This is a genomic window from Pseudoalteromonas sp. J2K-J599 (genome assembly GCF_059295115.2).
This window is the reverse complement of sequence record NZ_CM200271.1, coordinates 2,200,153-2,226,547: the sequence shown is the minus strand read 5'-3', so window position 1 is coordinate 2,226,547 and position 26,395 is coordinate 2,200,153. Positions and strand designations below refer to the sequence as shown.

At 38.5% G+C, this 26,395-nt stretch carries 20 protein-coding genes and 1 pseudogene; 13 read left to right on the top strand and 8 right to left on the bottom strand.

The window, feature by feature from the left end; translation table 11 throughout:
- Positions 1–442 precede the first annotated feature (442 nt).
- Complete coding sequence (gene sbcB / locus AC5NT5_RS10065; RefSeq protein ID WP_007581911.1) at positions 443–1,888, bottom strand: exodeoxyribonuclease I; 1,446 nt, start codon at positions 1,886–1,888, stop codon at positions 443–445.
- Positions 1,889–2,188: 300 nt separating this feature from the next.
- On the opposite strand from sbcB, the gene AC5NT5_RS10060 reads away from it, so the two are divergent.
- The 5 genes and pseudogenes from AC5NT5_RS10060 (at position 2,189) to AC5NT5_RS10040 (ending at position 5,899) form a co-directional block, all read left to right on the top strand.
- The gene (locus AC5NT5_RS10060; RefSeq protein ID WP_494512884.1) at positions 2,189–3,229 is read left to right on the top strand and encodes a GAF domain-containing protein; all 1,041 of its coding nucleotides are present in this window, start codon (positions 2,189–2,191) and stop codon (positions 3,227–3,229) included.
- Between the two features lie 15 nt (positions 3,230–3,244).
- Positions 3,245–3,424 (top strand): hypothetical protein, encoded by a 180-nt coding sequence (locus AC5NT5_RS10055; protein ID WP_197102435.1) that lies wholly within the window; start codon positions 3,245–3,247, stop codon positions 3,422–3,424.
- 207 nt (positions 3,425–3,631) lie between these two features.
- Positions 3,632–3,760, top strand: a pseudogene (locus AC5NT5_RS10050) (alpha/beta fold hydrolase); the annotation flags it as partial.
- A 188-nt stretch (positions 3,761–3,948) separates the two neighbouring features.
- Positions 3,949–4,356 (top strand): hypothetical protein, encoded by a 408-nt coding sequence (locus AC5NT5_RS10045; RefSeq protein ID WP_290175155.1) that lies wholly within the window; start codon positions 3,949–3,951, stop codon positions 4,354–4,356.
- A gap of 292 nt (positions 4,357–4,648) precedes the next feature.
- On the top strand, positions 4,649–5,899 hold the full coding sequence (locus AC5NT5_RS10040; RefSeq protein ID WP_494512885.1) for a cation:proton antiporter: 1,251 nt from the start codon (positions 4,649–4,651) through the stop codon (positions 5,897–5,899).
- Positions 5,900–6,004: 105 nt separating this feature from the next.
- Here the strand turns inward: AC5NT5_RS10040 and AC5NT5_RS10035 are convergent, their stop codons facing one another.
- Positions 6,005–6,553, bottom strand: coding sequence for a hypothetical protein (locus tag AC5NT5_RS10035; protein WP_494512886.1), 549 nt, complete (start codon positions 6,551–6,553; stop codon positions 6,005–6,007).
- Positions 6,554–6,931: 378 nt separating this feature from the next.
- Between AC5NT5_RS10035 and AC5NT5_RS10030 the strand changes: the two genes are divergently transcribed.
- The 7 genes from AC5NT5_RS10030 to AC5NT5_RS10000 all read left to right on the top strand — a co-directional run bounded on the left by AC5NT5_RS10030 (position 6,932) and on the right by AC5NT5_RS10000 (position 14,853).
- The gene (locus AC5NT5_RS10030) at positions 6,932–7,339 is read left to right on the top strand and encodes a hypothetical protein (protein ID WP_002963253.1); all 408 of its coding nucleotides are present in this window, start codon (positions 6,932–6,934) and stop codon (positions 7,337–7,339) included.
- A 510-nt stretch (positions 7,340–7,849) separates the two neighbouring features.
- Complete coding sequence (locus AC5NT5_RS10025; RefSeq protein WP_182711598.1) at positions 7,850–8,260, top strand: hypothetical protein; 411 nt, start codon at positions 7,850–7,852, stop codon at positions 8,258–8,260.
- Between the two features lie 556 nt (positions 8,261–8,816).
- A complete protein-coding gene (locus AC5NT5_RS10020; protein ID WP_494512887.1) occupies positions 8,817–11,906 on the top strand; it encodes a pilus assembly protein in 3,090 nt (1,029 codons plus the stop codon).
- Positions 11,907–12,156: 250 nt separating this feature from the next.
- Positions 12,157–12,495: a methanolan biosynthesis protein EpsI gene (locus tag AC5NT5_RS10015; protein ID WP_182673484.1), complete on the top strand. Its 339-nt coding sequence runs from the start codon at positions 12,157–12,159 to the stop codon at positions 12,493–12,495.
- Complete coding sequence (locus AC5NT5_RS10010) at positions 12,488–13,828, top strand: SPFH domain-containing protein (RefSeq protein ID WP_494512888.1); 1,341 nt, start codon at positions 12,488–12,490, stop codon at positions 13,826–13,828. Before AC5NT5_RS10015 ends, AC5NT5_RS10010 begins: the two co-directional genes overlap by 8 nt.
- 152 nt (positions 13,829–13,980) lie before the next feature.
- Positions 13,981–14,247, top strand: coding sequence for a YrhK family protein (locus AC5NT5_RS10005; RefSeq protein ID WP_494512889.1), 267 nt, complete (start codon positions 13,981–13,983; stop codon positions 14,245–14,247).
- A 90-nt stretch (positions 14,248–14,337) separates the two neighbouring features.
- Entirely contained in the window at positions 14,338–14,853 is a 516-nt protein-coding gene (locus tag AC5NT5_RS10000) for a M23 family metallopeptidase (RefSeq protein WP_188161533.1), read from the top strand.
- A gap of 74 nt (positions 14,854–14,927) precedes the next feature.
- Here AC5NT5_RS10000 and AC5NT5_RS09995 read toward each other — a convergent pair whose 3' ends face one another.
- The 4 genes from AC5NT5_RS09995 to AC5NT5_RS09980 form a co-directional block, all read right to left on the bottom strand.
- The gene (locus AC5NT5_RS09995) at positions 14,928–16,097 is read right to left on the bottom strand and encodes an MFS transporter (RefSeq protein ID WP_188161532.1); all 1,170 of its coding nucleotides are present in this window, start codon (positions 16,095–16,097) and stop codon (positions 14,928–14,930) included.
- 397 nt (positions 16,098–16,494) lie between these two features.
- Entirely contained in the window at positions 16,495–17,496 is a 1,002-nt protein-coding gene (locus AC5NT5_RS09990; protein ID WP_010553502.1) for a LacI family DNA-binding transcriptional regulator, read from the bottom strand.
- 75 nt (positions 17,497–17,571) lie between these two features.
- Positions 17,572–19,098, bottom strand: coding sequence for an MFS transporter (locus AC5NT5_RS09985; protein ID WP_165742816.1), 1,527 nt, complete (start codon positions 19,096–19,098; stop codon positions 17,572–17,574).
- A 32-nt stretch (positions 19,099–19,130) separates the two neighbouring features.
- Entirely contained in the window at positions 19,131–20,459 is a 1,329-nt protein-coding gene (locus AC5NT5_RS09980; protein WP_494512890.1) for a GH1 family beta-glucosidase, read from the bottom strand.
- Positions 20,460–20,697: 238 nt separating this feature from the next.
- Between AC5NT5_RS09980 and AC5NT5_RS09975 the strand changes: the two genes are divergently transcribed.
- Positions 20,698–23,274: a glycoside hydrolase family 3 protein gene (locus AC5NT5_RS09975; RefSeq protein WP_494512891.1), complete on the top strand. Its 2,577-nt coding sequence runs from the start codon at positions 20,698–20,700 to the stop codon at positions 23,272–23,274.
- Between the two features lie 77 nt (positions 23,275–23,351).
- Here the strand turns inward: AC5NT5_RS09975 and AC5NT5_RS09970 are convergent, their stop codons facing one another.
- Positions 23,352–24,839, bottom strand: coding sequence for a tryptophan halogenase family protein (locus AC5NT5_RS09970; RefSeq protein WP_494512892.1), 1,488 nt, complete (start codon positions 24,837–24,839; stop codon positions 23,352–23,354).
- The gene (locus AC5NT5_RS09965) at positions 24,832–26,382 is read right to left on the bottom strand and encodes a tryptophan halogenase family protein (RefSeq protein ID WP_494512893.1); all 1,551 of its coding nucleotides are present in this window, start codon (positions 26,380–26,382) and stop codon (positions 24,832–24,834) included. The genes AC5NT5_RS09970 and AC5NT5_RS09965 overlap by 8 nt, the downstream gene beginning before the upstream one ends.
- Positions 26,383–26,395: the final 13 nt, after the last annotated feature.

The window sequence follows — 26,395 nt, the reverse complement described above, 5'->3', positions numbered from 1 at the left end:
GAGGCGCTGCGCTTTTAGAGGCAGTGATAGATAAAAAAATTATTGTTTTTATGTCTTCTCATTTACTCCTCATGCGCTTCTTTTGTGAATAGAGTTTTATTTAAGTAATTAAAAGCTGTGCTTTTCACGTGAGCAAGCTCTACGTTTACCCCAAAGTGTAGCTGGGGTTTAATTTGTAGACGCGAAGCTTGCTTGCGTGACGGGCAAAGCCCGTAAAATAATTTATTCACAAAGAGGTTATGAGGCGCTGCGCTTTTAGAGGCAGTGATAGATCTAAAAAACTATTGTTTTTATGTTTCTCATTTACTCCTCATTCGCTTCTCTTTGTGAAATAGATTTTTCTTTTTTTGAAGTGGTACAGATATTTATAAACAAAAAACGCGACACTTTATTGCTAAAGTGTCGCGTTTTTAATGCGTTATATAAACAAAATTAAAGCAAATTACATGCTTTGAGCGTAATTATATAGCGCCTTTAAAATTGTAAGATTTTTTTCGCTGTCGTCATGTTCATGCGCTAGGTTTTCAAGGGTGATCATAAAATCTTGCGCATTAATCGATGGTTGATCTTCGCCGTGCATTAACTTGTTTTGGCAATATTGGCGCCATTGGTCAAGCTCTTGCTGGTTTAGCGTTTCAGGCCAGTTACGGGCGCGGTATCTAAACAACAACGTATTAAACTTTTTATCTTCAAAGTCTAACTTCAACCCAGCTAATTCATCTGGTTTAGCATCACGAATAATCGCAAACTTAGCTTTATCGGCATGGCTTGTAAACCCATCGTAAAGTAAGTAGTCAACGTTAGTGGTTGCGCTGTAATCACCTTGCTCGTTAAACACTTCGGTTACTTTATCGCGAAGGTCGGTATTGGCTTTTAAAATAGCTAAGTTAGCTAAGCACTGCTCACGGTCAATCCCAAGGCGGGCGGCGTTTTCAGGCAATAATGTTTTAGCTGGGGCTAAAATAGGGCACTTGTTTAAATGCACTAGTTTTAAGCCAACAGGTAAATCGTCCTCGGCTAAATCTACACGTTTGGTGTATAAACGTTTGCGTAACTCTTCTACGTTTAAATCAATGAGTACTTGTGGGTTTTGGGTTAAATCAAAACAAATAACCGCGTTTTTATTTACCGGATGAAAGCTCATTGGTGCAACCCAGCTTGTACAGCCTTGTGTTGCAGGTATGCGCGACGTGGTATGCACCAGCGGCGTCATGTTAAATACATCAACCAATTCAGCAAGGGCTTTTTTGCCACGCAAACCAAAAAAGAAGTTATATAGCTTTGGCTGTTTTTCTTTTATTAGTTTAGCTAGTGCAATAGTGGCGGTTACATCGCTTAGTGCATCATGCGCTGCAGCGTGTTCAATACCATTGGCTACCGTTAAATGCTCTAGCTTAAAGCTTGGGCTGCCGTCTTCTTTTAACGGCCATTCAATCCCTTCAGGGCGCAGCGCGTAACAAGCACGCACTAAATCAATAATATCCCAGCGGCTATTGTTATTTTTGTATTCGCGCTCGTACGGGTCGTAAAAGTTACGGTAAAAGCTATAACGGCTTACTTCGTCATCAAACCGAATACTGTTATAACCGGCAACACAGGTGTTTGGCACGCTAAATTCGGCATGAATTTTTGCTATAAACTCAGCTTCAACTAAGCCTTTTTTCATCGCCACTTGTGGCGTAATACCTGTAATTAAACATGCCTCAGGGTGAGGCAAGTAATCCGCTTGCGGCTTACAATATTCAATAAGCGGCTCGCCAATAATATTTAAATCAAGATCGGTACGAATACCCGCAAACTGGCTCGGCTTATCCTTTTGAGGGCTTGCTCCCCACGTTTCGTAGTCGTGCCAATAGATTGTTGCTTGATTTTGCTCTTGATATGCCATTTGAAAACCCTGAGTAGTTAACTTAAAAGCGCCTAAATACGCGCCAAGTTACTAAAATAATGAATTATTTAGATTATGGCATATGGGCGAGGGAGTTTATAGGTTTGGGTGATAAATGATGTTTTAGTATATAGGGAGCTAATATTAGATATTGCTATTTTTAATTGGATAAAGCTAATCTTTATTTTAGCTGTAAATTTTTATAACTACTCATACATATACGATATTTTAGTTGCTTGTAAATAGGCAATATAAGTGTGCATAATGAGTTCATTGAATAATATATAAAGGACTAAAATATTGGAACAAGATGACAAGCTTAAAAATCTTGCAAATGCAGCAAAGAAGAATAACGACATAACAGAAAAAATAGTCGAGCGGTCAGTCACTTTTGCTCAAATCTGGTTTACTCTAATTGCACCAATAATAATTGGTTTCTCAGCTACCCTTATTACTACTGATAGAGATGTCCCGCTAAATGACTTAGTTTTTACATTCATCTTAATATCAATTATTTTTTTTGTACTAATCCATTTATTATTCACTTACGTTAATCATAACTACAGTAAGAAAGAGTCGTTGTATGCTGGAATTTTAGAAATGAAAAGGCATAAAGATGAAGAAGTGGGAGAACTAAGGACTGAGTTAGCTCAAAATAAAATAGGCTTAAGGAAGATGGCCGACATATACAGCAATCAGATATCGACACTTTATCTATCTGCTTATGCGGCTGATATGGCTATAGGCGATTTAAAAAAGATAGAAGAAAGTGATGAAGGTATTAGTGAAAATAATTTTTGGAAAGAGATAACCGCATCTTTAGCTCCTATACTTCAGCCATTAGTTGTTGAGAGGGAAGCGTTGTTCAGCTTTGAGTCAGAAAGTAAATATAATATTGCTTTGTATTTTTATGATGAGGTTGCAGATGAGCTTAGTGTTGTTTGGAGAGATTGTGACAGCCGCTTACCACAACGTAATAGAAGTTGGAAGCCTGGTCATGGGCATATAGGCCTAGCCTTTCTTCATAAAGAAACAAAGCTTTGTCCTGACATTCAAACAAGTAGTGAGCTCAACTCAAGTTATAGTCAAGGAGATAGCGCTAATTACAGAAGCTTTATGTCAATACCCATACTTCGTTGTGATGACGATGGAAAAATAAATAATATAATGAAGCCTCTAGGTGTATTAGTCCTAACAAGCGCTAACCCAAATCAGTTTATAAAAGAAAGGGATTTTCAATTTCTATCTATTATTTCTAAGCATCTTGCCATATACTTAGCAGCAGTAGATGTGTTTTTAGCCCACAATACGTTAACCAAAAATGCATCGGATGCAGAGTGAAGGTAAGGTGTAATTATGAATTATAAAACTGAGATAAAAAAAAATACTAAGACTGAAAAATCAACCCAATCAGTGTGTATGTCCCAAGGTTTTAGATTAGTTCAAGCTATTACAAGTGAACCATTGAAAGTGGAAGAATGGTTTAGTAAGCAGAGACTGGAAAAACATAAATTTGCAAAAATGCTTGTTGGCTAGAAATAATATAAAAACCCGTTTCCTAACGGGTTTTTCAATATTTGATGTATGTTTAGCTTCTTTCTTGTTTTTGTGCTTGCAATTTCATTACCTTAATTACCTTAATTACCTTAATTACCTTAATTACCTTAATTACCTTAATTACAAACGTATAAACTCACTCACTTTGCTTCTTTGGGAAGGATTAATAATGCAGTTAGGTTCACCTCTAAACTAGCTAATGCATTTCCTCGGGGTGAAATAGTAATAACAAATAAGAGCTATCACTACCCGCAAAATGACGAGCCAGAAATGGTTGTAAGCCAAGTAGTTAAGTTACTTGAGCGCACTAAATAAGGTGTGGGTTTGGTTGCTGATTATATAAATATCAATTGTCGTAAATTATTAATTTGGCATTAGACTAAAGTCTATAGGTTAGATTTATTCACTTATTAGGTTTGTTTTAATCGTTTGTCGGTTTTGTGTTAATTCTCTAAAGTTCAGTTGTCGGCAACAAGCACGGCTTAACCAACAGGACTACGACCATGAAACTTACTCTTATCAAAACTATCGCTCTTAGCTCACTACTTACATGTTCAGCTGCTGCAATGGCTGAGCAAAGTGATTACAAATTAATGGTTATTGAAACTGCAACAGCGCCACAGCCACTTGAGCAATCATTTAATAGCTGCGCACTGAATGTTAAGTCAAAAAATTATGCACAAGCCGAAGCAATTTGTACTAAAGCAATTGCGCTTTTAAAAGACGCAGATGGCCCTAAATTTAAAGTACGCCAACTTACATCGTTTGCATTAAGTAACCGTGGTGTTGCACGTTTAAAAGCGAACAACGACACTGCTGGCCTTGCTGATTTATACGAAGCAAACCAAATGTCTACAAGTACAATGGTATCGCACAACTTAACTCGCGCTAAAGAAGAGCTTTCTTTATAAGTACTTTATAAACGCTTTTATAAAGTGCTTACCAAAAGCATGATATAAAATAGCGAGAGTAAAAAAACCCATGTTAGGTTAATTCCTAACATGGGTTTTTTGGTTTTATTTAATGCGTAAATTAATACCTAAATACGTTAACAGAGTAGGGGGTGTATTTATAATTAATATTTTGGGTATGCTTGTTTAGGCTACGCGAATATAATGCGAGATAAGTATATAAAAAATAATAACCCTTCTGCTTTGCTTGTTTTGAGCAAGGCATCATTAAATAAATATTGAGATTTAAACCATGGCACCAGGAACCAGCCTAAGCGTACTTGAAATAAGTGCGATATTTTTATCAATTACCGCGTTACTCACCTATGTAAACCATCGCTTTATTGGCTTGCCAACAACCATTGGCGTTATGGTTATTTCGATGCTTTTATCTATCGGCGCTATATTTTTGGGCTTTTTAGGGTTTGATGATCTTATAGATTACGAAGTGAGCTTGCTCGATCAGTTAGATTTTACTGAAGTTTTGCTTGATGGCATGCTCTCTATGCTGCTGTTTGCTGGGGCGCTACATGTAAATGTTAGCGATTTAAGGCGCTATAAATTGCCAATAGGTATTTTGGCCTGTGTTGGTACATTGCTATCAACGGTTATTGTTGCTGGTGCGCTTTATTTAGTACTTCCTTTGCTTGGTTTTGATTTAGCGTTTATTTGGTGCTTACTGTTTGGCGCATTAATTTCGCCAACTGATCCTATTGCGGTAATGGGTATTTTACAATCTGCGGGGGCGCCTAAAAGTATTGAAACCGTGATTGCGGGTGAATCGTTGTTTAACGATGGTATAGGCGTGGTTATTTTTGTGCTTTTATTGGGTGTTTTATCAAGTGGTGATATTCCTACAACCTATTATGTAGCACACACGCTGGCGGTTGAAGCCGGTGGCGGTATTATTTTTGGTTTGGTATTAGGTGGTATTTTATATTACTTACTTAAAAGTATTGATAGTTACCAAGAAGAAGTATTACTTACTTTAGCGGGCGTTATTGGTGGTTATGCATTGGCAAGCCATTGGCATTTGTCGGGCCCACTTGCAATGGTAATGATGGGGTTAATGGTGGGCAATCATGGTCGTAGTATGGCTATGAGCGATAAAACACGCCACTACGTTGATTTATTTTGGGAACTGATTGACGAAATTTTAAATGCCATTTTATTTGTACTCATAGGGCTTGAAGTCGTCATGATTGCATTTTCGAGTAATTTGTTTATTGCTGGTGGCTTAACAATTTTAATAGCGTTAATGGCACGTTTAATCGTTGTGGGTATAACAACCACTACATTTAATAAGCAATTAGAGTTGCCATCTGGTGCATGGAAAGTTTTAACCTGGGGTGGCTTGCGCGGTGGTATTTCGGTTGCACTGGTATTGCAGTTACCTGATGGGAACGAGCGCGATATTTTGTTGGCTCTTACTTATGCGGTTGTGGTGTTTTCTATTTTAATTCAGGGTTTGAGTATTGGTAAAGTAGCCAAAACTATCCGTTAAATATAAGTTGCTTAGATCAAACCTGTTAAATGTAATTTTTTAAAAAGCGTGTGAAATAGCTGTATTTCACACGCTTTTTATTTTTCTTATAAAACAAAAGGGGAGTTAAAATGTAAAGCTGAGCTGCACACCGCTGTAAATGTGTTCTTGTGCTTCCCAGTAGTCGCCATCTATTTGGCGTGCTCGGGTAAATATTTCTATTTTAAATGGCTTAAAGTGATAACCCGCACCTATACCTGCGTAGCCGTCTATATCGTTGTTCGATTTTTCTATTTGGTAGGTGTTATCGCCTCTATCGTTTTTAAAGGCAAGTTCGAACAGATCTAAGCCTAGCTCGGCGTATATAAAAAAGTCATTAAAATAACCAAGCTTCATTCCGTTGTCCCACGTTATAAATTCTTCTTGCTCGCCTTGTTTATTATCGATTACTGCCGCGCCAATTGCGCTTGTAAAAACAACACCAAAGTTACTGTAATTTTGTTTGACCATCATTTCTAAACCCGCAGATGTAATGCTGCTATCGCCATTAAATTCTGATTTTATAAACATACCGGTGTTAGGCATGTTGTTACCGAGTAAAAGCCTTGCGTTAGCATTTTGGCTAAATGATAAAAGCGTGCTTAATAAAACAAAAAGAGGAAGTGTGTGTTTCAAAAAAGTTAATCCATTAATGATGAAAAGTTACCAGAGCTGTAATTATAAATACATGACTTAGTATTGCATGTAATTAAATGTATAAATTTGTTTGATTGTTACTCAGCTATGCCAAAGTAAGGTGCTTAAAATAAAACCAACTAAAAAAAGGCATAAATAATTATATACATTTTAAAACGTAAAGTAGCGATTTTAGGCACGATTTTTGGTTCGTAAGTTATTTAAATATATAGAAAAAATTCAAGCGTATTAGACTAAGGTCTATAGGTTAATTTTTCTCACTTATTAGGTTTGTTTTAATCGTTTGTCGGGGTTGTGTTAATTCTCTAAAGTTCAGTTGTCGGCAACAAGTACGACTTAACTTACAGGAAATTAATCATGAAATTTACACTTATCAAAACTATCGCTCTTAGCTCACTATTAACATGTTCAGCTGCTGCAATGGCTGATCAAAGTGATTACAAATTAATGGTTATTGAAACTGCAACAGCGCCACAGCCACTTGAGCAATCATTTAATAGCTGCGCACTAAATGTTAAGTCAAAAAATTACGCTGAGGCTGAAGCAATTTGTACTAAAGCAATCGCACTTTTAAAAGACGCAGATGGCCCTAAATTTAAAGTACGCCAACTTACGTCATTCGCATTAAGCAACCGTGGTGTTGCACGTTTAAAAGCGCATAACGATACAGCTGCACTTGCTGATTTATACGAAGCATCAAAATTGTCTAACAGCTCAATGGTATCGCATAACTTAACTCGCGCTAAAGAAGAATTATCGTTATAAAAAACCTTTATAACGTGTTTTATAAAGTGCTTACTAAAGCATGATATAAAATTGCGAGAGTAAAAAAGCCGATGTTGGATTAAACCCCAACATCGGCTTTTTTGTGTTTATTAACTTTGTATTGTGTTATACCAATCCGCAATAATACATAATCATTTTGCGGGGCTAAACGTGTCGCTACCTGCGTTAAAAAATTCTCATTTAGAACAACCAAATAGCGAATTTTTTGCCTAGCTATCAACACGTTTTTCCATCCTCAAAATAGACCACTTAATTAAGCGAATTGGTATTATTAAAAATAAAAAAATGTATTTTCTATTTATTGTTTAGTTGTTTTTATGGTTTTAACTAATTGTAATTAATAAGTATTTTTACGGTTGTTAGACTAAAGTCTATAGATTAGATTTATTCACTTATTAGGTTTGTTTTTATCGTTTGTGGTAATTGAGCTAACACTCTAAAGTTTAGTTGTCGGCAACAAGTACGACTTAATTAATTAGGAATATAATCATGAAATTTACACTTTTAAAAACCATCGCTCTTGGCTCATTATTAACTTGCTCAGCTGCTGCAATGGCTAATCAAGGTGATTATAAATTAATGGTTATTGAAGACTCTGTAACTGCAGCACCTGCATTTGAAAAATCATTTAATAGCTGTGCTTTAAATGTTGAATCAAGAAACTACGAAGAAGCAGAAGCTATTTGTACACAAGCAATTGCATTGCTTAAGCAAAGTCATGGTCCACGTTTAAAAGTACGTGAACTTACATCGTTTGCATTAAGTAACCGTGGTGTAGCACGTATTAAGGCTCAAAAAGACACTGCTGGTATTTCTGATTTATATGAAGCAGTTCAAATTTCTAAAAACTCACTTGTAACACATAACTTAACTCGCGCTAAAAAAGAGTTATCTTTATAAGAATGCTTGTATAAAGCGCCTATAATTTAGCGAGAGTGTAAAAGCCCATATTAGGTAGCACCTAATATGGGCTTTTTTGTATGTTTGAATAACCGTAGTTACCTATAAACACACTTCTTTTAATAAAACAGTTTTACTGAATAATAGTGTTTTTAAAGGTGATTTTTAGAGCTTTACGTTACTAATTTATATTGGTAAGTACTTGTTACCTAAAACATAGATCTATAAATATAGAAACATAGGTAAAAATATTACTTTGTAACGTGATTATACTGTGCAGAAAAACGGGATTGTTTTGTTTAAGTTGTTGTTTTTAATTGAAAATAAAACCTAATGTCTTTGACTTTAGTCTGTTTTTATTTGAAAATCGAAGTAATATATATTTTATAGCATTGACACCATGTGGATGCTAATCACTGTTTTGTGATGAATAGCTAGATATGACTTTTGTTTTAATTTTTAGTCCCACCTCAATATTACTAAAAATTAAACAGGGAATAGAGTAGTTATTAACTTGCGCAATAAAAATAAAAAGCGCAAATAAAGGGATTTAAAAATGCAATTTAAACTAAAAAAAATAGCTGCCTTGTTATTCGGGGTAGGTATTAGCGTTTCTGTATTTGCCGAAGATATAGAACTATACGTAAACCATAATGTTGAAACCGACGAAAACCCTCGTGTACTTATTATTTTTGATACTTCAGGAAGTATGAAGACTAAGTTGCCTAATGGTGGACCTAGAAAAATCGATGCTGGTATAAGCGCAATGAGTCAGTTAGTTACCGATAATAGCTCTATCGATTTTGGTTTGATGCGTTTTAAAAATGATAATGGCGGCTATATTATGGCTGGCCTTGGATCTCCCCATTCTACAATTCTAAGCCAAATTTACAATTTACCAGCAGCTGGTAGTACCCCAGTTACAGAAACCCTATGGGAAGCCTACTTGTATCTAACAGGTCAGAAAGTGTACTACGGGCAAAACTCAAATGAGCGCGATTTTTCTGCTGAAACTGGTTCTCTATACTACGACAATAACTCTAGATACATATCACCATTTACCCAAGCAGTTGGTGCCGACGTACGTTGTGATAACTCAATCAATTTAATTTTGATGACTGACGGTGATCCTCAAAATGATACTAACCGAAACAATGATATCAAATCATTATACAAATCTACTTTTGGCTCAAACCCTACTAAAACAAGTAGTAGTTATTTAGCCGCTTTAGCTCAGATAATACATGGTACAAGAGATGTAGAGGTGGATTTGTACGACACTACGCCAGAGGTTGCCGATACCGGACGCGTTTTTACTATCGGTTTTGGTAGTGGCATGAGTACAAATGGTAAAAAGTTATTAGAAAAAACCGCTTTATTGGGCGGCGGCGAGTACTTACATGCAGAAACATCGACTGAACTTTCTGAAGCGCTTAATAATACAATATCGAAAATACGCGAAGTTAACGATAGTTTTTCATCCCCTACGGTAGCTAGTAATAATGTTGACCAAACACGTAGTCGAGAGTCAATTTACTTTGCGATGTTTTACCCAGAAACAGGCGCACGTTGGAGCGGGAATTTAAAAAAGCTTAAAGTGTCTGGTGCAAATATAGTCGATTCAACTGATAAAATAGCCCTTGATGAAAATGGGTTAATTGATGAGAAAGCGCGAACATTTTGGTTGCCAACTAATAAGCCTGCAGATGGGAATTTAGTAGCTCAGGGTGGCGTAAATTTACTTTTATCAACTTTAGACCCCGATAGCCGTAAAATTTATATAGATAAAACGGGCAGTATTATTGATTTTACTTTTGATAAAGTACAAACCATTTTAAATTTAGCGACAAGTACAGTTACCGATCTTGCTCCTGATTTGATTCCTAATATTGGGTTAACTTTACAGGAAAGTGATATTAGCTGGGCGCGAGGAATTGATGTTGATAATGAAGACGGTGATAACTCATCAGTAGATCAACGAATCAATATTTTTGGCGACCCTTTGCATTCAAAGCCGGTATCTATAGATTACGGCGATGGAAGTATTCATATACTCGTTGGTACTAATGCCGGCTTTTTGCATATGTTCGAAGACAAAGGCGATACTGTTGAAGAAAAGTGGGCTTTTACACCTGCTGCCTTATTAAAAAATATTCCTGCTTTGCGTAGTAATCTTGCAAATACAAAAGTGTATGGCATGGATGGGCCTATAAGTGTGTTCTTTAATAATAAAGGCTCAAATAGCGAAGGGTTAAATGATGGTGTTATTAGAGCAAGTGATAATGATGAAGTGTGGGCATTTGCAGGCATGCGCAGAGGCGGTAATAATTACTACGCGCTTGATATAAGTGACCCAAAAAAACCTAAAAAATTATGGAATAAGCCTATTGTTGGTGGCTCAGAAGAATTTAAATATTTAGCGCAAACATGGTCTAAACCTCAAATTGCATACATTAAAGCCTTTGGTCAGGATCCATTGCTAATATTTGGCGCAGGCTACGATACAAACAAAGATAATGCGATTAGAACAACAGATGAAACCGGGCTGGGTATCTACATTGTTAATGCTAAAACTGGCGAAAAGGTATGGGCGCTCACTCCAGATGAACATGGTTTTACCGGTGAGCACAGTATTGCAGCGGATGTAACTACGCTTGACTCAGATTACGACGGGTATATTGACCGAATTTATGCAACCGATACTGGCGGTAATATTTGGCGAGTAGATATTCCTAGTGACGATGAAGATGATATTACTCATTTTAAACTTGCGGAGCTTGGCAGTACATTAGCGTCGCAAGACAGACGTTTTTTTTACAAACCGTTAGTTGCGAGAACGCTGTTTAGTAAAGTCACTAAAACCAATTATGGTGGTGAAATGATCACGACCCGTTTAGATACCCCGTACGACGCAATAGTAATAGGTAGCGGAAATCGTTCAAACCCACTAGCTACTAATGAGCAAGATCAGCTGTATATGATCCGTGATGAAAACACCGTAACAAAAATATTTACTGAATTTCCAGCCCCAATAGTGCCAGATGATTTAATGAAAATGAATGAAGACCCATTCGGTAACGCACTTGATGACGTTGATAAATTTGTTGATCTTGAAGTTGATTTAGCGGAATTTAAAGGGTGGCGATATGAATTAGGGACAGGCGAAAAATCCCTTGCTGCAGCAACAGTCGTTGGTGGGGTTGCTTACTTTACTTCCTTTACGCCTGCATCTTCATCATCAACACAAAACCAATGTTCGTTAACGGGGGGCGGTGGTTCGCTTTATGCTTTTCATTTGCATTATGGAACAAAGGTTTATGACGATGTGAAATTTGCAACAAGTAATGATGTACCAGATACACCGCAGCTATTTTTTGGGGAAGGCCCGTCGTGTGCAGATAATGATGCAGATGGTAAGTGCGATTGGGATGACGAAACGGATGTAACGCAAGTTAGTCAGTTTTATTTAATAGGCCCTGGCATTGAGGGTTCTGATAAGCCAATAAAAGCGATTGAAATACTTGGACCAAATTTAAATATTGAAGATGGAAAAGTTAAGCTAGTAAATGGCGCTGAACCAATTGGTTTTGGCTTCAAAACTCAACAAACGTATATTTATAAACGCGAAGAAAACGATAGTAATTAATATTTAAAACTAAGCTCAAAAATAAGCTTAAAAATAAGTAGTTATAAAACGGCTGCCCTAATCAGGTGGCTTTTTTATTAATATAAACCTACTTTTCGATGCTCAGTATAATTTCAGCTTTAAATTTATTCGTGATTATTTAATCTGTTTTTTGCTTGGGTTTAATGTAAAATCATCGGCTTAACAAATTTGTATCAATTTTTACAAGTGTTATTACTGATAAATATTCTAACCAATTTAAGTAGATCCTATGATTATTTATATTATTGGGCTAAGTTTACTTGTTATTATTTTATGCGTTGCACTTTATGTAATTTACAGCAACGTACATAAAAGTCGGGTAAGAAAATCCAAGGAATACAACGTACTGTTTGATAAAGACACGATAGTGGATGAACTAATCACTCAACTAACAGAAAAAAATCAAACACAAGAAAACCAAGATAAAACAGCTAAGGGTAAAGAAGAGATCCTTGCAACATTTGTTGAGTTACATCGCTCTGGTAGCTTTTGCGCACATTTGAGTGAACAGGAAATTATTTACTTTGTTAAAAAGAAATTAAACATGGAGAGTAATATAAATGGATAGCGAAAAAGCAGTCCCAGCAGTAAAAAGTGACTCATTTATGAGTCGATTTGGTCGTCGTAATGTAATTATAGTGTCATCAATTGTGGTTGTATTGGTCGTGATAGCAACTCTTACATCGCAAGTTGTTTCGTGGAATGAAGCAGATGAGCGTTTAGTACATCAGTCGGCTTTTACAGGTAACTTAACCGTAATAAATCAAGCCGGCCCTTACTTAAAAGCATTTGGTAGTACATCCGCTTATAAAAAAGTAATTTCGATTAACTTTACGGGCGATGCCGGTGCAACAGCAAGCGCAATTGTACCGCTAATACCAATTCGATTTTTAGATACCACAACAGGTGGCGCACGAGGTGTCTCTCGTTTTAGATTACCAGGCAATGTACCAGCAGCAGAGTCGGGTGCTCTACGTGGTTTACTTAAAATACACGAAGAGTTTGGTTCACAAGAAACATTAATATCTAATTTATTAATGCGTGCAACCACCGAAAATGTAAAAGCGTCGGCGCGAATGATGTCGGTAGAGCAACATTACTCTGGTGGTAATGGTCAATTAAGCCAAGATTTTGCTGATCAATTAACCAACGGTATTTTTGTTACTGAACAAATTATTAGTACGGGTGAGCGCGATAAATCTGACGATTTAGGCAATTTAAGTAAACAGCAGCGTGTAACGATTAATATTAAAGCGGATGACGAAGGTAATTCGCTACGCAACGCTCCTATTTTAGGCGCATATGGTATTACAGTAGTTGATGCCAGCATTATTGATATTGATTATGAAAGCAAAGTAAATGCTCGCCTTGAAGCCCAAAAACAGGCTGCCGCTGATGAAGCGCTAGCGCGTCAAAACCTTAAAAAAGCTGAGCAACAAGCGCGTACTGAAGTGGCTTTAGGTGAACAAGCAATTGCTAAGCAACGTGCTGAATCTGAAAAGCTAAAAATAAAAGAGCAAATTGATGCTGAACGAATTAAGGCAAATGCTATTATTTCTGCGCAGCAACGAGTGGCTGTAAAAGCGGAGCTTGCAAAAGAGCAAGAAGAGATTTTAAAGCAACAACGTTTAGAAGCATTAGGTATGGACGTTTTAGCTGAGGCTCGTTTAAGAGCTAAGTCTGCTGCACTTGATCCAAAGTATGTATTTGATGAAACGCTAAAAGCAGAAGTTAAAATTCAAACCGCTTTATTTACAAGCTTAGGTAATAGTCGTTTAGTGCCTGAAATTGTAATAGGCGCAGGCCAAGGCGAGCAAAGTAATGGCTCTGAATTTATGCGTTTATTAGCCGCCGATGCAGCATTGAGTCTTAAAAAGCGTTTAGAAAAAGAGAAAAAATAAACGATTAGTTAAGTATTGCACAAACAATAAAAACGTTGGCTGATTCGTATTGGCCAGCGTTTTTTATTGCGTAAATTTTGTTATTGTATGGTGCGGCTTAGCTTGTGAAAACAAGCTTTTTAAATTATGAAATAAAAGAGTGAGCAGTACTTATGGATTCCAGTAATCAGTTTATTTTAGATTTAGGACAAGAGCATATTACCATCCAGCGACGATATGAAGTGCTGGGAGCGTTTAACGATTTTTTGATTGCTGTTTGGTTTTTAATTGGCAGTTTTTTCTTTTTAAATGACTCACTAATAGAAAGTGGCACATGGCTGTTTATAGCGGGCAGTGCTCAATTGCTTATAAAACCTGTTTTGAAATTGATCAGCTTAGTACATGTTAGTCGGGTATTTCATTCAAATAAAACTTCATAAATAAAACCATAAATACGACTCATGATGAGTTCAGTTATTATGGCTAATAATTTACCAGTATAAGTTATTTAAATATCAAGGATAGAAAAAGTGAAAGTACTTAAGTGGATTGCAATTGGAATAGCTATTTTATTAATAGTAGGCTTACTAATTCCCGAAAAAATAATGATTCCGGTACAAGGTGCCACAAGTAAAGATTGGAACCATAACACGTTTTGGTACGAGCCTTGGGGTAAATCAGGTGTGCACAAAGGAATTGATATTTTTGGCACAAAAAATACCTCCGTAGTTGCCTCAACGAGCGGTATTGTTATATTTGCAGGTGAGTTAACTCGTGGTGGTAAAGTGGTTGCGGTGCTTGGGCCTAAATGGCGCGTGCATTATTTTGCACATTTAAATGACTACTCGGTAAGTACAGGTGATGTAGTAAGCATAAACAGTCAAATTGGCTTACTGGGCGATACCGGAAATGCCGCAGGAAAACAGCCTCATGTGCATTATTCTATTTTATCGTTAGTGCCTATGCCGTGGCTTTTTACAACGCAAAACCAAGGGTGGAAAAAGATGTTTTTTTTGAGCCCGCATAAAAAACTCACTGCTAAATAATAGTTTTAGCTGTTAAATCAAGATGTTTAACAGCTAGAATTAGTTAATAAGCAAGCGTGTATTTAAGCTAAAAATTAGCCTGCAACAGGTGTTTTACCCGCGCGAATATTTTTAATGCTTTTAATAAACATATAAATACAGGTAGTGATTAAACAGCCTGCTAAATAAAACACAATACCATTGGGTGCATCAGATAAATTTGCAGCAAGCATAGGGCCAAATACCGAGCCAATACTGTAACTCAAAAGCATTACCTCAGTTGCTGAGACTATTTTTGCCATTGGCAATGAGTCGCACGCAAGTGTTATAGCAATCGGGTAAAGTGCAAAGCTGCATGCGCCTAGTATTAAGTAGCTTACTATTAATCCTGCTAAAGTGTTTGCTTGTAGTATACCCACAGCACCGGCTGCGCCTACTAAACAGAACATACCCATCAATAAGCTTTTTTCAAGCCGAGTAGATAAGTAACTCACAAGCGGCTGCACGACCATGCCGCCTAAAATAATAACCGCCATAAGTGTCCCTGTGTACTGAGTTTGATCAGCTTGTGCTGCAATATACACCGGCATTAAGCCGTAAATAGGGCCCAGTAATAAGCCCGATGCTAAGCATCCGAGCATAGCTGGGTGGCTTAATGTTTTTATTTCTTTTAGTGGTAGTTTTTCAAGGTGCTGTTTTTCGGGCTGACCTTTAGTTATTAATAAAGGTGCCAAAATTGCTAAAAATAATAACGAGGCTACAAATAAATAAGGCGTTGAACCTTCGGTGCCAAGCGGCCCTATAGCAAGTTGACCTACGGCGCTGCCCCCATAAAGTGAGGTCATGTATAAACCCAAACGTTTAGCCCGCGACTTTGCTGTGTTGGTCATTAACAACCAAGACTCAACAACGACAAACACACCGGCAACAGCAACACCAGCTACAAATCGTGCAATTAACCAGTTAACGGTATTTGGCAGTGCAAGTTGTGCAAGCACACTTACTATTAATAAGCTTAAAAATAATATAAAGGCGAAGCGATGACCAATTTTTACCACAATGCGCTCTATTGTGGTTGCGCCAATAAGTAAGCCAAAGTAAAAAATGCTCGCAAGCCAAGGCGCTAGGTTTTCATCGAGTTTAAATGCGGGTAACGACAGCGGAATAAGGCTCATTAAAAAGCCTGATGCAATAGCAAAAAATGACAGCCCGATAACGGGTGCTAAAGGGTTATTAGAGGTGCTTGTGGCGGCTGATTCGGCCATTTGTGTTTATCGACTCTTGAAGGTAAATAACCACTGTTTTAAAGTTTGAGAGGTTACTTTAATAATAAAATTTGCGCGAATTTAGAGCCAAATTAAAAATAAGTAAAGTGATATTTTATTAAACAATATAAATAAACTTTAAAACGATCTATTTGGTAAATTATCGGATCTATTATGCTTTTTATTGTAGTTTTTTCATGTGGATATTGTTTTATATTTGTGAGCATTTATGTCTGAATAGGGTTTTTTGAAATGCAAGCAGACAGGCACATATCGCATGCTGCACGTCACTTTTAAAAGTTTACGCAGCAGCGCGTAGATCAATATTTAAATACGCAGTGGGTGCGTAATGAATTACATAACTTAGATTCAAACTAGATTTAAACTAGGTTTAAAGTTAATTAATATCGGGTGTTGAGTCTCTTAAAATAAGCTTTGGCTGAAACACGTGCTTTACTGTTATGCCGCTTTTTTTGTAAATGTCTTTAAGCACTAAGTTAGCCGCAGCTCGGCCCATTTCGGGAACGGGGTTATCTATTGTAGTCAGTGTTGGGTAGAGATAATTGGTAAAAATTACGTTATCGAACCCAATAATGGCTAAATCTTTTGGCAGGTTAAAACCGTGTTCGCGGGCGTATTTCATAGCACCCGATGCCATTTCGTCATTGGCGCATACAAGCGCGGTTATTTGCGCTTTATTTTGAATAAAATGCCTTAAGCCGTCGCTTCCGCCGGTTTCTTTAAAGTCGCCTATGTAAAATAGCTTTTCGTCAAAGGTTAGGTTGTACTCTGCTAGGGCTTGTTTGTGACCTTTTAAACGGTTTGACGCGTCTTCTTTAAACTGCGGGCCTGCTATGTACGCAATGTTTTTATGGCCTTTGTTGATCATGGCTTTAGTGGCTAAGTAGCCGCCCATTACGTTGTCGAGGCTAATGCAGTTTTCTTCAATTTCTTTAACGTAGCGGCTCATTAAGTAAATCGGGGTTTTACCTTTACTTAACTCAATTAGGTACTCGTTTGATACAGCTTCTACGTGGGCAATAATAGCGTCGCAATTACGGCCTATTAAAAACTCAAAGCCGCTTTTTTCTTTTTTCTCGTCACTGTGCCCAGGCGTAATAATAACGTGTTTACCCGCTATACGAAGGTGCTCTTCAATGGCTGACATCATTTGACCAAAAAACGGACCATCCAACTCAGAAACTAAAATACCGACGCTGTTTGTAGTGCTAGATGCCAAAGAGCGTGCAATAGAACTTGGCTGATAGCCTAGCTCTTTCATTGCTTCTAATACCTTTTTTTTAGTTTTTTTGCTTACGTAGTCGTTGTCGTTAAGTACCCTTGAAACAGTTGATAAAGACACACCTGCCATTTCTGATACTTGATAAATTGTCGCCATTGATGTCCTAGCTTATATGTGTTTTTACTCGCGCTTTATAAAAATATAAAGCGCGAAGGGTCATTAAAAGTTAATTTACACATTACTGCGTCTAATTGCTAAGTCTTCTGTTATTTTTTGCGTCATCGCTGAGGTTAGTGGATAAATAAGCATCAATGCGGCGCCTAAAAAAGCAAATGCGGCAGGTATCCAGCTCATAAGTAACTGCATACCAGGTAAGGCTTGTGTAATTGTTAGCTCATCCATACCGTTATAGCCGTAGCCTGCAAGTACCACCAATACTAATGCACCGGCAAAACCACCACCTGTTTTTTGCACAAATGTACCCGCAGAATAAATAAGGCCTGTAGCGCGGCGTTTGTTTTTCCACTCTGAATAATCGGCTGAATCACCAAGCATACTAAAAAATAATGTTGGCATCATCGCGGCAAAAAATTCAGCAGCGCAACCAAAGGTAAATACAGCAACCAGGTTATCGCTAGGCACCCAGTAAAATGCAGTAGTGAGTATGCCGCTTAGCATTAATGATGCAATAAATAGGTTTCGTTTACCCATAATTTCGGCCAGTTTACCTGTGGCAAGTGCGCCAAATATAGATACAACCAACAAAGCGATAAAGTATTGCCCAGCCATGAGTTCATTGGCTACGTGATACTTAAAGTAGTACGCAATTACACCGTATTTTATGCCATTAAACATCATGGTTAAAAAACCAATGCCGAGTAACACCAACCAAGGTTTGTTGGTCAGAAGATCAACCATGTCGCGCTGTGATCCCGTTAAGCTTTGCTTATCTTTACTGAGCAATTTTTTAATAACGAATGTCATTGCAGCCATAACAAGGGCAAAAAATACGCCGCTGTATAAATCGCGGTAATAAAAAAACAGGGTGGTAGCAAGCAAAGGTAGGATTATAAATGGCAGGCTTTTGGTTAAATCAAATAACTCTGATTTTAAATTCCCTTCATTTGAGGCATGCGGTGTTACACGCTCTTTGGTGGTCGCAAACGTTATAATCATTAAAATAATAAGTAAGCTGGCAAATAAGTACATAGTAAGCTGATAGCCTTTGGTGTTGTCGCCGCCACCAAAAAATGCCACTAGCTCAGGTAAAAAACCCATAACCAATAAGCCACCAGTAAACGCACCTGCAAACCTAAAACCAGAGAGCTTTGTGCGCTCTGTATCGTCTGGTGTCATTACGCCCATAAGTGCCGAGTAGGGCACATTACTTACGGTGTAAGCAAGCGTTAAACCTATATAAGTTACGTAGGCATAAATAAGTTTATTGGTGGTGCTAAAGTCGGGTGTAGTAAAACACAACACCATAAACAAGCCCAAAAATGGTGCCGAGTAGAGTATCCATGGGCGAAATTTACCAAAGCGCGACTGCGTTCTATCGGCAATCATACCCATAATAATATCGGTTACGCCATCAGATAGCCTTACCACCAAAAACAACATGGCAGCAGCGGCTGCAGATATGCCAAATGTATCGGTGTAAAACACCGCTAAATAAGCAAGCGCGCCGCGCCATACTAAGTTAGCGCCGGCATCGCCCATGGCGTAACCGACTTTTTCGTATAAAGGGAGTTTGTTCACAGTGTGTGTTCTTATTGTTATAAGCCGATAAATTATCGGCTAGTTATTAGGTTACTGTACGCTTTACCGCTGGCTTTAACAGTTCGTTTTTGTGTATTGTAGTCTACGTGTACTATTCCAAAACGTTTTAAATATCCTTCAGCCCATTCAAAGTTATCCATTAGGCTCCACGCAAAGTAACCATCTACTTTTACGCCTTGCTCGGTTGCGTTATGCAGGGCATTTAAATGCTCGTGGTAATATTCAATACGGTCGTTATCTTTTACTTCACCGTCTTTAAATTCGTCAGCCATGGCTGCACCGTTTTCGGTAATATAAATAGGTGGTAGGGTGTATTTTTCGTTTAACGATACAAGTAATTCTGTCAGCGCTTTAGGATAAATTTCCCAGCCTATATCAGTCATTGGTGCTTTATGTGGCAGCTCATGGTAAAAGTCGGAATCGCTTGCTTGATAATGCATGCGGGTATAAAAGTTAACCCCTAGGTAATCTAGCGGTTGAGCAATTATTTCCATATCGCCATCTAAAATATCAGGGTGGTGGGTTTTAGGTAATTGCTTAATAATATCAGGGTATTTACCTTGCATTACAGGCTGCATGTACCATTGGTTTATATAGTCATCAGCAAATGCAGTGGCTTTTAAATCGTCTTCACTTTGGGTAACTGAGTAACAAGGCGTAAAGTTAAGTACAATACCGTTTAGTGTATTTGGGCTATTTTTAGCAAGTACTTGCATAGCCAAACCGTGACCCAGTAATAGGTGGTGCGCGGCTTTACGACCAAATTCTCGACCTACTATGCCAGGTGCATGTACGCCTATTTCGTAACCTAAGTAAGAGCTGCAAAAAGGCTCGTTTAAGGTGGCGTAAGAGTGCACACGTTCCCCAAAAGCTTTGGTAATTAAATCTGTGTAATGTGCAAATTCGTAAGCGGTGTTACGGTTTAGCCAGCCACCTTCGTCTTCAATATGTTGTGGTAAATCCCAGTGGTACAGCGTTACAAAAGCTTTAATGTTACGGCGTTTTAATTCATCTAAAATGTCGGTATAAAACTTAACGCCTGCCGGATTTAAGTGACCGCTTTTAGTCATTACGCGCGGCCACGAAATCGAAAGTCTGTAAGCGTCTACACCTAATGATTCAATTAAGTTTATATCGTCTTTCCAGCGAGTGTAGTGCTCGCAGGCTACATCGCCATTTGAATTATCGACTATTTTGCCTTCTTTACTGCAAAAGGTATCCCAAATACATGGCAAGCGATCAGCTGCGCCGCCTTCAATTTGAAATGAGGCCGTAGCTACACCATAAGTAAAATTTTTGGCTAAAAGTGGTGAGCCACTAGGTAAAGATAATTGTTTCATTAAGAGAAAACCTCTGCTTCTTTTTGGTAAAGTTTGCTTTGTATAGAGCGTATATTAAATTTATTATTGGAAGCGCTTCCATATTTAATTTGATTAATCACTAAGTATGGTATTTAATAACTTTAAGGAAGCGCTTCCATATTTAGGTTAGTGGCTATTGTTAAACAGGTCAATAGTTAAATTTAAATAACAAATAGGCGCTCAAAAAATCACACTGACACAACACAGGGCTATAAAAATGAAAAAAAGCTTAAACACTAACAGGTTACACATGCTCCCTATTTTAATAGGAGGATTGTGCGTTTTAAGTGGGTGTAACAAACAAGAGATTAACGCAAATAATAGCCAAAGCGCCGTAGTCAAAAAGGCTGAGCATGAGCAAGGTGATTTATCACTTTGGCCAACGCTTAAAAGCAAAGTAGTTAAAACGCCTGAAATTGAAAATACGATTGCACAGTACTTAAAAACAATGACGCTTGAGCAAAAAGTAGCGCAGATGATCCAACCTGAAATTCGCGATATTAGTGTTGAAGACATGCGTAAATATGGTTTTGGCTCGTATTTAAATGGCGGTGGCTCGTTCCCAAATGCTAATAAGCATGCAACGCCTGCAGATTGGATAACACTTGCTGAGAGCATGTACCAAGCCTCGGTTGATGACTCAATTGATGGCAGTAAAATTCCAACCATGTGGGGCACTGATGCAGTACATGGCCATAATAATGTGATTGGCGCGACGTTATTTCCGCACAATATTGGTTTAGGTGCTGCTAATAACCCCGCATTAATTGAGCGCATTGCAGCAGCTACTGCAATAGAGGTAATGGCAACAGGCATAGATTGGGTGTTTGCACCGACTGTTGCGGTGGTGCGCGACGACCGATGGGGCAGAACGTACGAAGGCTACTCAGAAGACCCTGCAATTGTACGTGAGTATTCAGCCGCAATTGTAAACGGATTGCAAGGCAGAGCCGATGAAGACTTTTTAAGTGACAAACGCGTAATTAGTACCGTTAAGCACTTTTTAGGCGATGGCGGCACAGTAGATGGTGACGATCAAGGCGATAACATTGATAGCGAAGAGGTGTTATATAACATTCATGCGCAAGGTTATATAGGTGGCTTAACCGCAGGTAGTCAGTCGGTTATGGCATCGTTTAATAGCTGGAATGGTAAAAAAAATCACGGCAATAAATACTTACTTACCGATGTATTAAAAACAAAAATGGGTTTTGATGGCTTTGTTGTAGGAGATTGGAACGGACACGGACAAGTTGCAGGCTGTACAAATGAAAGTTGCCCGCAGGCTGTTAATGCGGGGCTTGATATTTTTATGGTGCCAACGGGTGCTTGGAAACCACTTTATGAAAATACAATTAAACAAGTAAAAGCGGGCACAATAACAATGGCGCGAATAAATGACGCCGTAGCACGTATTTTACGCGTTAAATTACGTGCGGGTTTATTTGATAAACCAAGCCCCGCAAATCGAAAATATTCAGGTAAATTAAAACTAATAGGTGCGCCAGCACATCGCGATATTGCCCGCCAAGCGGTACAAGAGTCGCTAGTACTGCTTAAAAACAACAACCATTTATTACCGCTTAACCCATCAAGCAACATACTTATAGCAGGCGATGCGGCAGACAACATAGGCAAGCAATCGGGTGGTTGGAGTATTACGTGGCAGGGAACTAATAATCAAAATGCAGATTTTTCTGGAGCAACGTCTATTTATGCCGGATTAAAAACGCAAATAGAGGCTGCTGGCGGTAACGCTATTTTAAGCCCAACGGGTGAGTTTAATACCAAACCTGATGTAGCCATTGTTGTATTTGGTGAAGAACCATACGCAGAGGGACATGGCGATAAAGACAACCTTGAGTTTGAACGTAACAATAAACGTTCTCTTAAAATATTAAAAACATTAAAGCAGCAAAATATACCGGTTGTTTCTGTGTTTATATCGGGCAGACCAATGTGGGTTAACAGCGAGCTAAACGCGTCAGATGCATTTGTAGCAGCATGGCTTCCTGGCACTGAAGGACAAGGCATTGCAGATGTTTTATTAGCGGATGCAAGTGGGCAGGTACAGTACGACTTTAAAGGTAAATTGTCTTTCTCATGGCCTAAATCGCCACTACAAACCGCAGTAAATAAGGGCGATGCTGATTACTCACCATTATTACCCTATGGCTTTGGTTTAACATATAAAGATGAAAGTACGCTTGCCAATAATCTAAATGAAGACTCAGGTGTTGATATTAGTAACCTTGCGCCGTTGTCTATATTTAATGGCAGTTTTAAAACGCCGTGGCGTTTGTTTTTAAATTCAAACAGCGAGCAGCACCAAGTAGCAAGTAACAGTGTAAAGCTCGGTGGCATTACTTATCGCACTGAAGACAAAGCGATTCAAGAAGATGCGATGCAATTTAACTTTGATGGCACTGCATCCAGCTACATCGAAATTAATAGTAACTTTACCGAAGACAAAGTGGCCTACATTGAAGCAAATTCGGCCCTTAGTTTTAGCTATAAAGTAAACCAAATACCTAGCTCACATACATACCTTGCAATGAAGTGCGAACAAGGTTGTGGTGGCGAGCTTGATATTACCAATGAGCTTGAAAATGCTGATTTAAATACATGGCAAACCATGAGCATAGATTTAACGTGTTTTGCTAAAAAGGGTGTTGATTTTGCCAGAGTAACCAGCCCTTTTATTATTAAAACGGCAGGCGAGCTTAACGTTTCAGTTGCAGATATTAGCTTTGAACCACAAGGCGCTGAAACAGCAAAAATAAAGTGTGAGTAGTAGAGTGCTTATAAGTTAAGTTTATTGTGTGTTGTCTCAAAGCCCTTAGTAATAAGGGCTTTTTTTAAAGAGGATATTTATGCTGGGCAATACTGCTTTAAAAACTCATGATGAGGCGGTAATTGGCTTACGCGTTGCTCTATTTGTTGCTTAATACCGTGTAAAAAACGGGTGAGTTCTTCGTCGCTCATCATGCTGGCTATTAAGTGATGTTGATTAGGCTCAATACCTTGACCAAGCATAACTTGCACCCATGAATCGACTCTAAAAATGTCGCCATCATCTAAAAATACACGGCCGGTTTGTTTAAACAAATCAATTTTATGCTGAAGTGTTTTTGGCACTTCCATGGCATTACAATGCTGCCAAAACTCACTGTCATCGCGATTAGTTACTTTGTAGTGCAGCACAATAAAGTCGCGAATATTTTCAATTTCGCTTTTAAGTTGTTTGTTGTATTCATCAATGGCGTGATTGGTAATGCCATTAAACGGAAATAAACGCATAAAGCGAATAATACCCGACATAATTAAGTGAATGCTGGTGGACTCAAGTGGTTCAACAAAACCGCTAGCAAGGCCAAGCGCTAGGCAGTTTTTGTTCCAGCCTTTTAAGCGGCGCCCTGTTTTAAATTTAATTATACGGGGCTCTGTAAGCGCCTCGCCTTCAATGTTATTTAATAATAGCGCTTTGGCTTGTTCGTCATCCATATATTGGCTGCAATAAACTAATCCGTTGCCGACACGGTTTTGCAGTGGTATACGCCATTGCCAACCGCTTTTATGGGCAATAGAGCGGGTAAGTGGCAATACGGTATCGCTGATTGATTTTGTTTGCACCGCAATGGCGCTGTTACACGGTAGTAAATGCGACCAGTCTTCGTAGCCAGTATGCAATGCTTGCTCTATTAATAAGCCTCTAAAGCCGGTGCAATCAATAAAAAAGTCGCCGTTAATGTGCTCGCCATTATTTAAAATCAATGATTCTATATGGCCCGTTTTAGTGTTTTTTACTACTTTTTGTATTTTACCTTCAATGCGTTTTACACCCAATGGCTCTGAAAATTCACGTAAAAACTGTGCGTAACGCGTGGCATCCATATGGTAGGCATAGTTAATGGGGTTTTGCTGATTAAACGCAAATTTACCGGCTTTAGCCGCTTGCAGCTCGTAGCAGTAATCGCCAAATGGGTTGTTTATTCCAAGTGCTTTACCTTGCAGCCAAAAGTGATGAAATTCACCCGCCCAACATTCTTTGCCCGTTGCGCCAAATGAGTGAATATAATGCGTGTTTCCATCGCCCCAGTTTTCAAAGCTAATACCTAATTTAAAGCTTGCTTGAGTGGCTTTCATAAATGCTTGCTCGTTTATACCCAGCAATTTATGAAATGTACGAATAGGCGGAATTGTTGCTTCGCCAACACCTACAGTGCCAATATCGTCAGATTCAACAAGGGTTATGTTTATATTGTTACCAACTAGTTTAGCAAGTGCCGCTGCGGCCATCCAACCAGCAGTGCCGCCTCCAGCAATTACTACGTTTTTAACAGCGTTTGTTTTAGTCATTATGTGGCTGCCCATTATTTGATAAAAGATGATTTAAAAGCGCGCGATTACTTGGCAGTCCATTTAAGCACTGCGCTATTTTTTCGCGATTTTGCTGATAATAGTAATCCCCAGCGCGTGGGTCGTTAAATGTATTTTGTGCAGATACTGTTTGTGTATCAAAGCCCATGCCATATAAAACGTATTGGTAACTACTTGATGAAAACACTTCTTCGTTTTCAATAAAATCAAAGCGGCTAGGGGGTTGAAATTGCCAAAGTTTAAGTAAGTTTTGCAGGCGCTCGGGCGCGGTATTTAAATTACTAATATCTTGCCAATAAGGAGTGTCGTCGCGCTCGCTTAGCACATAATGAAGTTTTAAAAACTCAATAACGCGCTGCCAACGAGTGCTAAAACGCTCATTAAAACGCGTTTCAAGCTGGCTCATGTGGGTGCGGTTTTGCGGGAGTTGCTCGCTTATCATGCTAATTGAAAGCTCAACCATAGCAAGAGCTGACGCTTCAAGCGGCTCTAAAAAGCCAGCAGACATACCCACGGCAACACAGTTTTTAATCCAAAATTTTTGCCTGTAACCAGGGCTGAATTTTAATACGCGGTAGTTAAGTTGCTCAGCTTGTTGCTCACTGGTAGTTTTAGCTATGTAGCTTTTTAGAGTATTTGTTGCGCTTTCATCACTTTGATATTTACTGCTAAATACATAACCTGTACCACGGCGCGTTGGTAGGGCTATATCCCAAATCCAGCCGTTACTTTGCGCTGTAGATAGCGTAGCAGAGGCAATTGGTTGATTGATGTGTGCATTAGGTATTTGCGCCGCAACAGCGCTGTTATTAAATAAAATATGATCTTGCGCTATAAACTCACTATTAAAATGCTCACCAATTAAACGAGCACGAGAGCCTGAGCAATCTATAAATAAATCACCTGCTATATCGCCATTATTATTTGTTTTTAATGAAGCAATATAGGCATGCTCGTCGTTAATAACCTCGGTTACATCGTCAATAATATGTGTAACGTTTAGATTTTTAACACAGTGATTTTTTAAAAACTCAGCAAATTTACCCGCATCTAAATGATAGCCATAGTTGGTGACCGCTGCATATTCGGGTGTTTGTAATTGTTTTGGTGCAAGTGCTGCTTGGCATACAAAGCTTTGCATATTAACAACGTCGGCAAATTTTTGATCAGGTGCAATGCGTTGCCAGCTGGCGTGTAAATTAGTGTGCTCGTAGCCTTGTGGATTCATAAAAGGGTGGTAGTAGTTTTCTCCCTCGCTGAGGTTGCGCCAATTTATAAATTTAGAACCTTGCTTAAATGACGCGTCGCACTGGGTTATAAAATCAATTTCTTTAATGCCAATGCGCTGCAGCGTGTTACGCATTGACGGCCATGTGCCTTCACCTACGCCCAATATAGGCACGTTTGCCGACTCCACCAACGTTACACTTAGGTGCGGGTGTTCGGCGGCTAATAAGCCTGCGCTTAGCCAGCCGGCAGTACCACCACCTAAAACGACTATTTTTGTTATTGGTTTGGTCATGAGTTAACACCCT

Excerpts from the sequence above, each read along its gene's own strand:
- AC5NT5_RS10020 (WP_494512887.1), top strand. The coding sequence starts at position 8,817 with ATGCAATTTAAACTAAAAAAAATAGCTGCCTTGTTATTCGGGGTAGGT.
- AC5NT5_RS09975 (WP_494512891.1), top strand. The coding sequence starts at position 20,698 with ATGAAAAAAAGCTTAAACACTAACAGGTTACACATGCTCCCTATTTTA.
- AC5NT5_RS09970 (WP_494512892.1), bottom strand. The coding sequence starts at position 24,839 with ATGACTAAAACAAACGCTGTTAAAAACGTAGTAATTGCTGGAGGCGGC.
- AC5NT5_RS09990 (WP_010553502.1), bottom strand. The coding sequence starts at position 17,496 with ATGGCGACAATTTATCAAGTATCAGAAATGGCAGGTGTGTCTTTATCA.
- AC5NT5_RS10010 (WP_494512888.1), top strand. The coding sequence starts at position 12,488 with ATGGATAGCGAAAAAGCAGTCCCAGCAGTAAAAAGTGACTCATTTATG.
- sbcB (WP_007581911.1), bottom strand. The coding sequence starts at position 1,888 with ATGGCATATCAAGAGCAAAATCAAGCAACAATCTATTGGCACGACTAC.
- AC5NT5_RS09995 (WP_188161532.1), bottom strand. The coding sequence starts at position 16,097 with ATGGCCGAATCAGCCGCCACAAGCACCTCTAATAACCCTTTAGCACCC.
- AC5NT5_RS10025 (WP_182711598.1), top strand. The coding sequence starts at position 7,850 with ATGAAATTTACACTTTTAAAAACCATCGCTCTTGGCTCATTATTAACT.
- AC5NT5_RS09980 (WP_494512890.1), bottom strand. The coding sequence starts at position 20,459 with ATGAAACAATTATCTTTACCTAGTGGCTCACCACTTTTAGCCAAAAAT.
- AC5NT5_RS10030 (WP_002963253.1), top strand. The coding sequence starts at position 6,932 with ATGAAATTTACACTTATCAAAACTATCGCTCTTAGCTCACTATTAACA.
- AC5NT5_RS09965 (WP_494512893.1), bottom strand. The coding sequence starts at position 26,382 with ATGACCAAACCAATAACAAAAATAGTCGTTTTAGGTGGTGGTACTGCC.
- AC5NT5_RS10005 (WP_494512889.1), top strand. The coding sequence starts at position 13,981 with ATGGATTCCAGTAATCAGTTTATTTTAGATTTAGGACAAGAGCATATT.
- AC5NT5_RS10055 (WP_197102435.1), top strand. The coding sequence starts at position 3,245 with ATGAATTATAAAACTGAGATAAAAAAAAATACTAAGACTGAAAAATCA.
- AC5NT5_RS10040 (WP_494512885.1), top strand. The coding sequence starts at position 4,649 with ATGGCACCAGGAACCAGCCTAAGCGTACTTGAAATAAGTGCGATATTT.
- AC5NT5_RS10015 (WP_182673484.1), top strand. The coding sequence starts at position 12,157 with ATGATTATTTATATTATTGGGCTAAGTTTACTTGTTATTATTTTATGC.
- AC5NT5_RS10045 (WP_290175155.1), top strand. The coding sequence starts at position 3,949 with ATGAAACTTACTCTTATCAAAACTATCGCTCTTAGCTCACTACTTACA.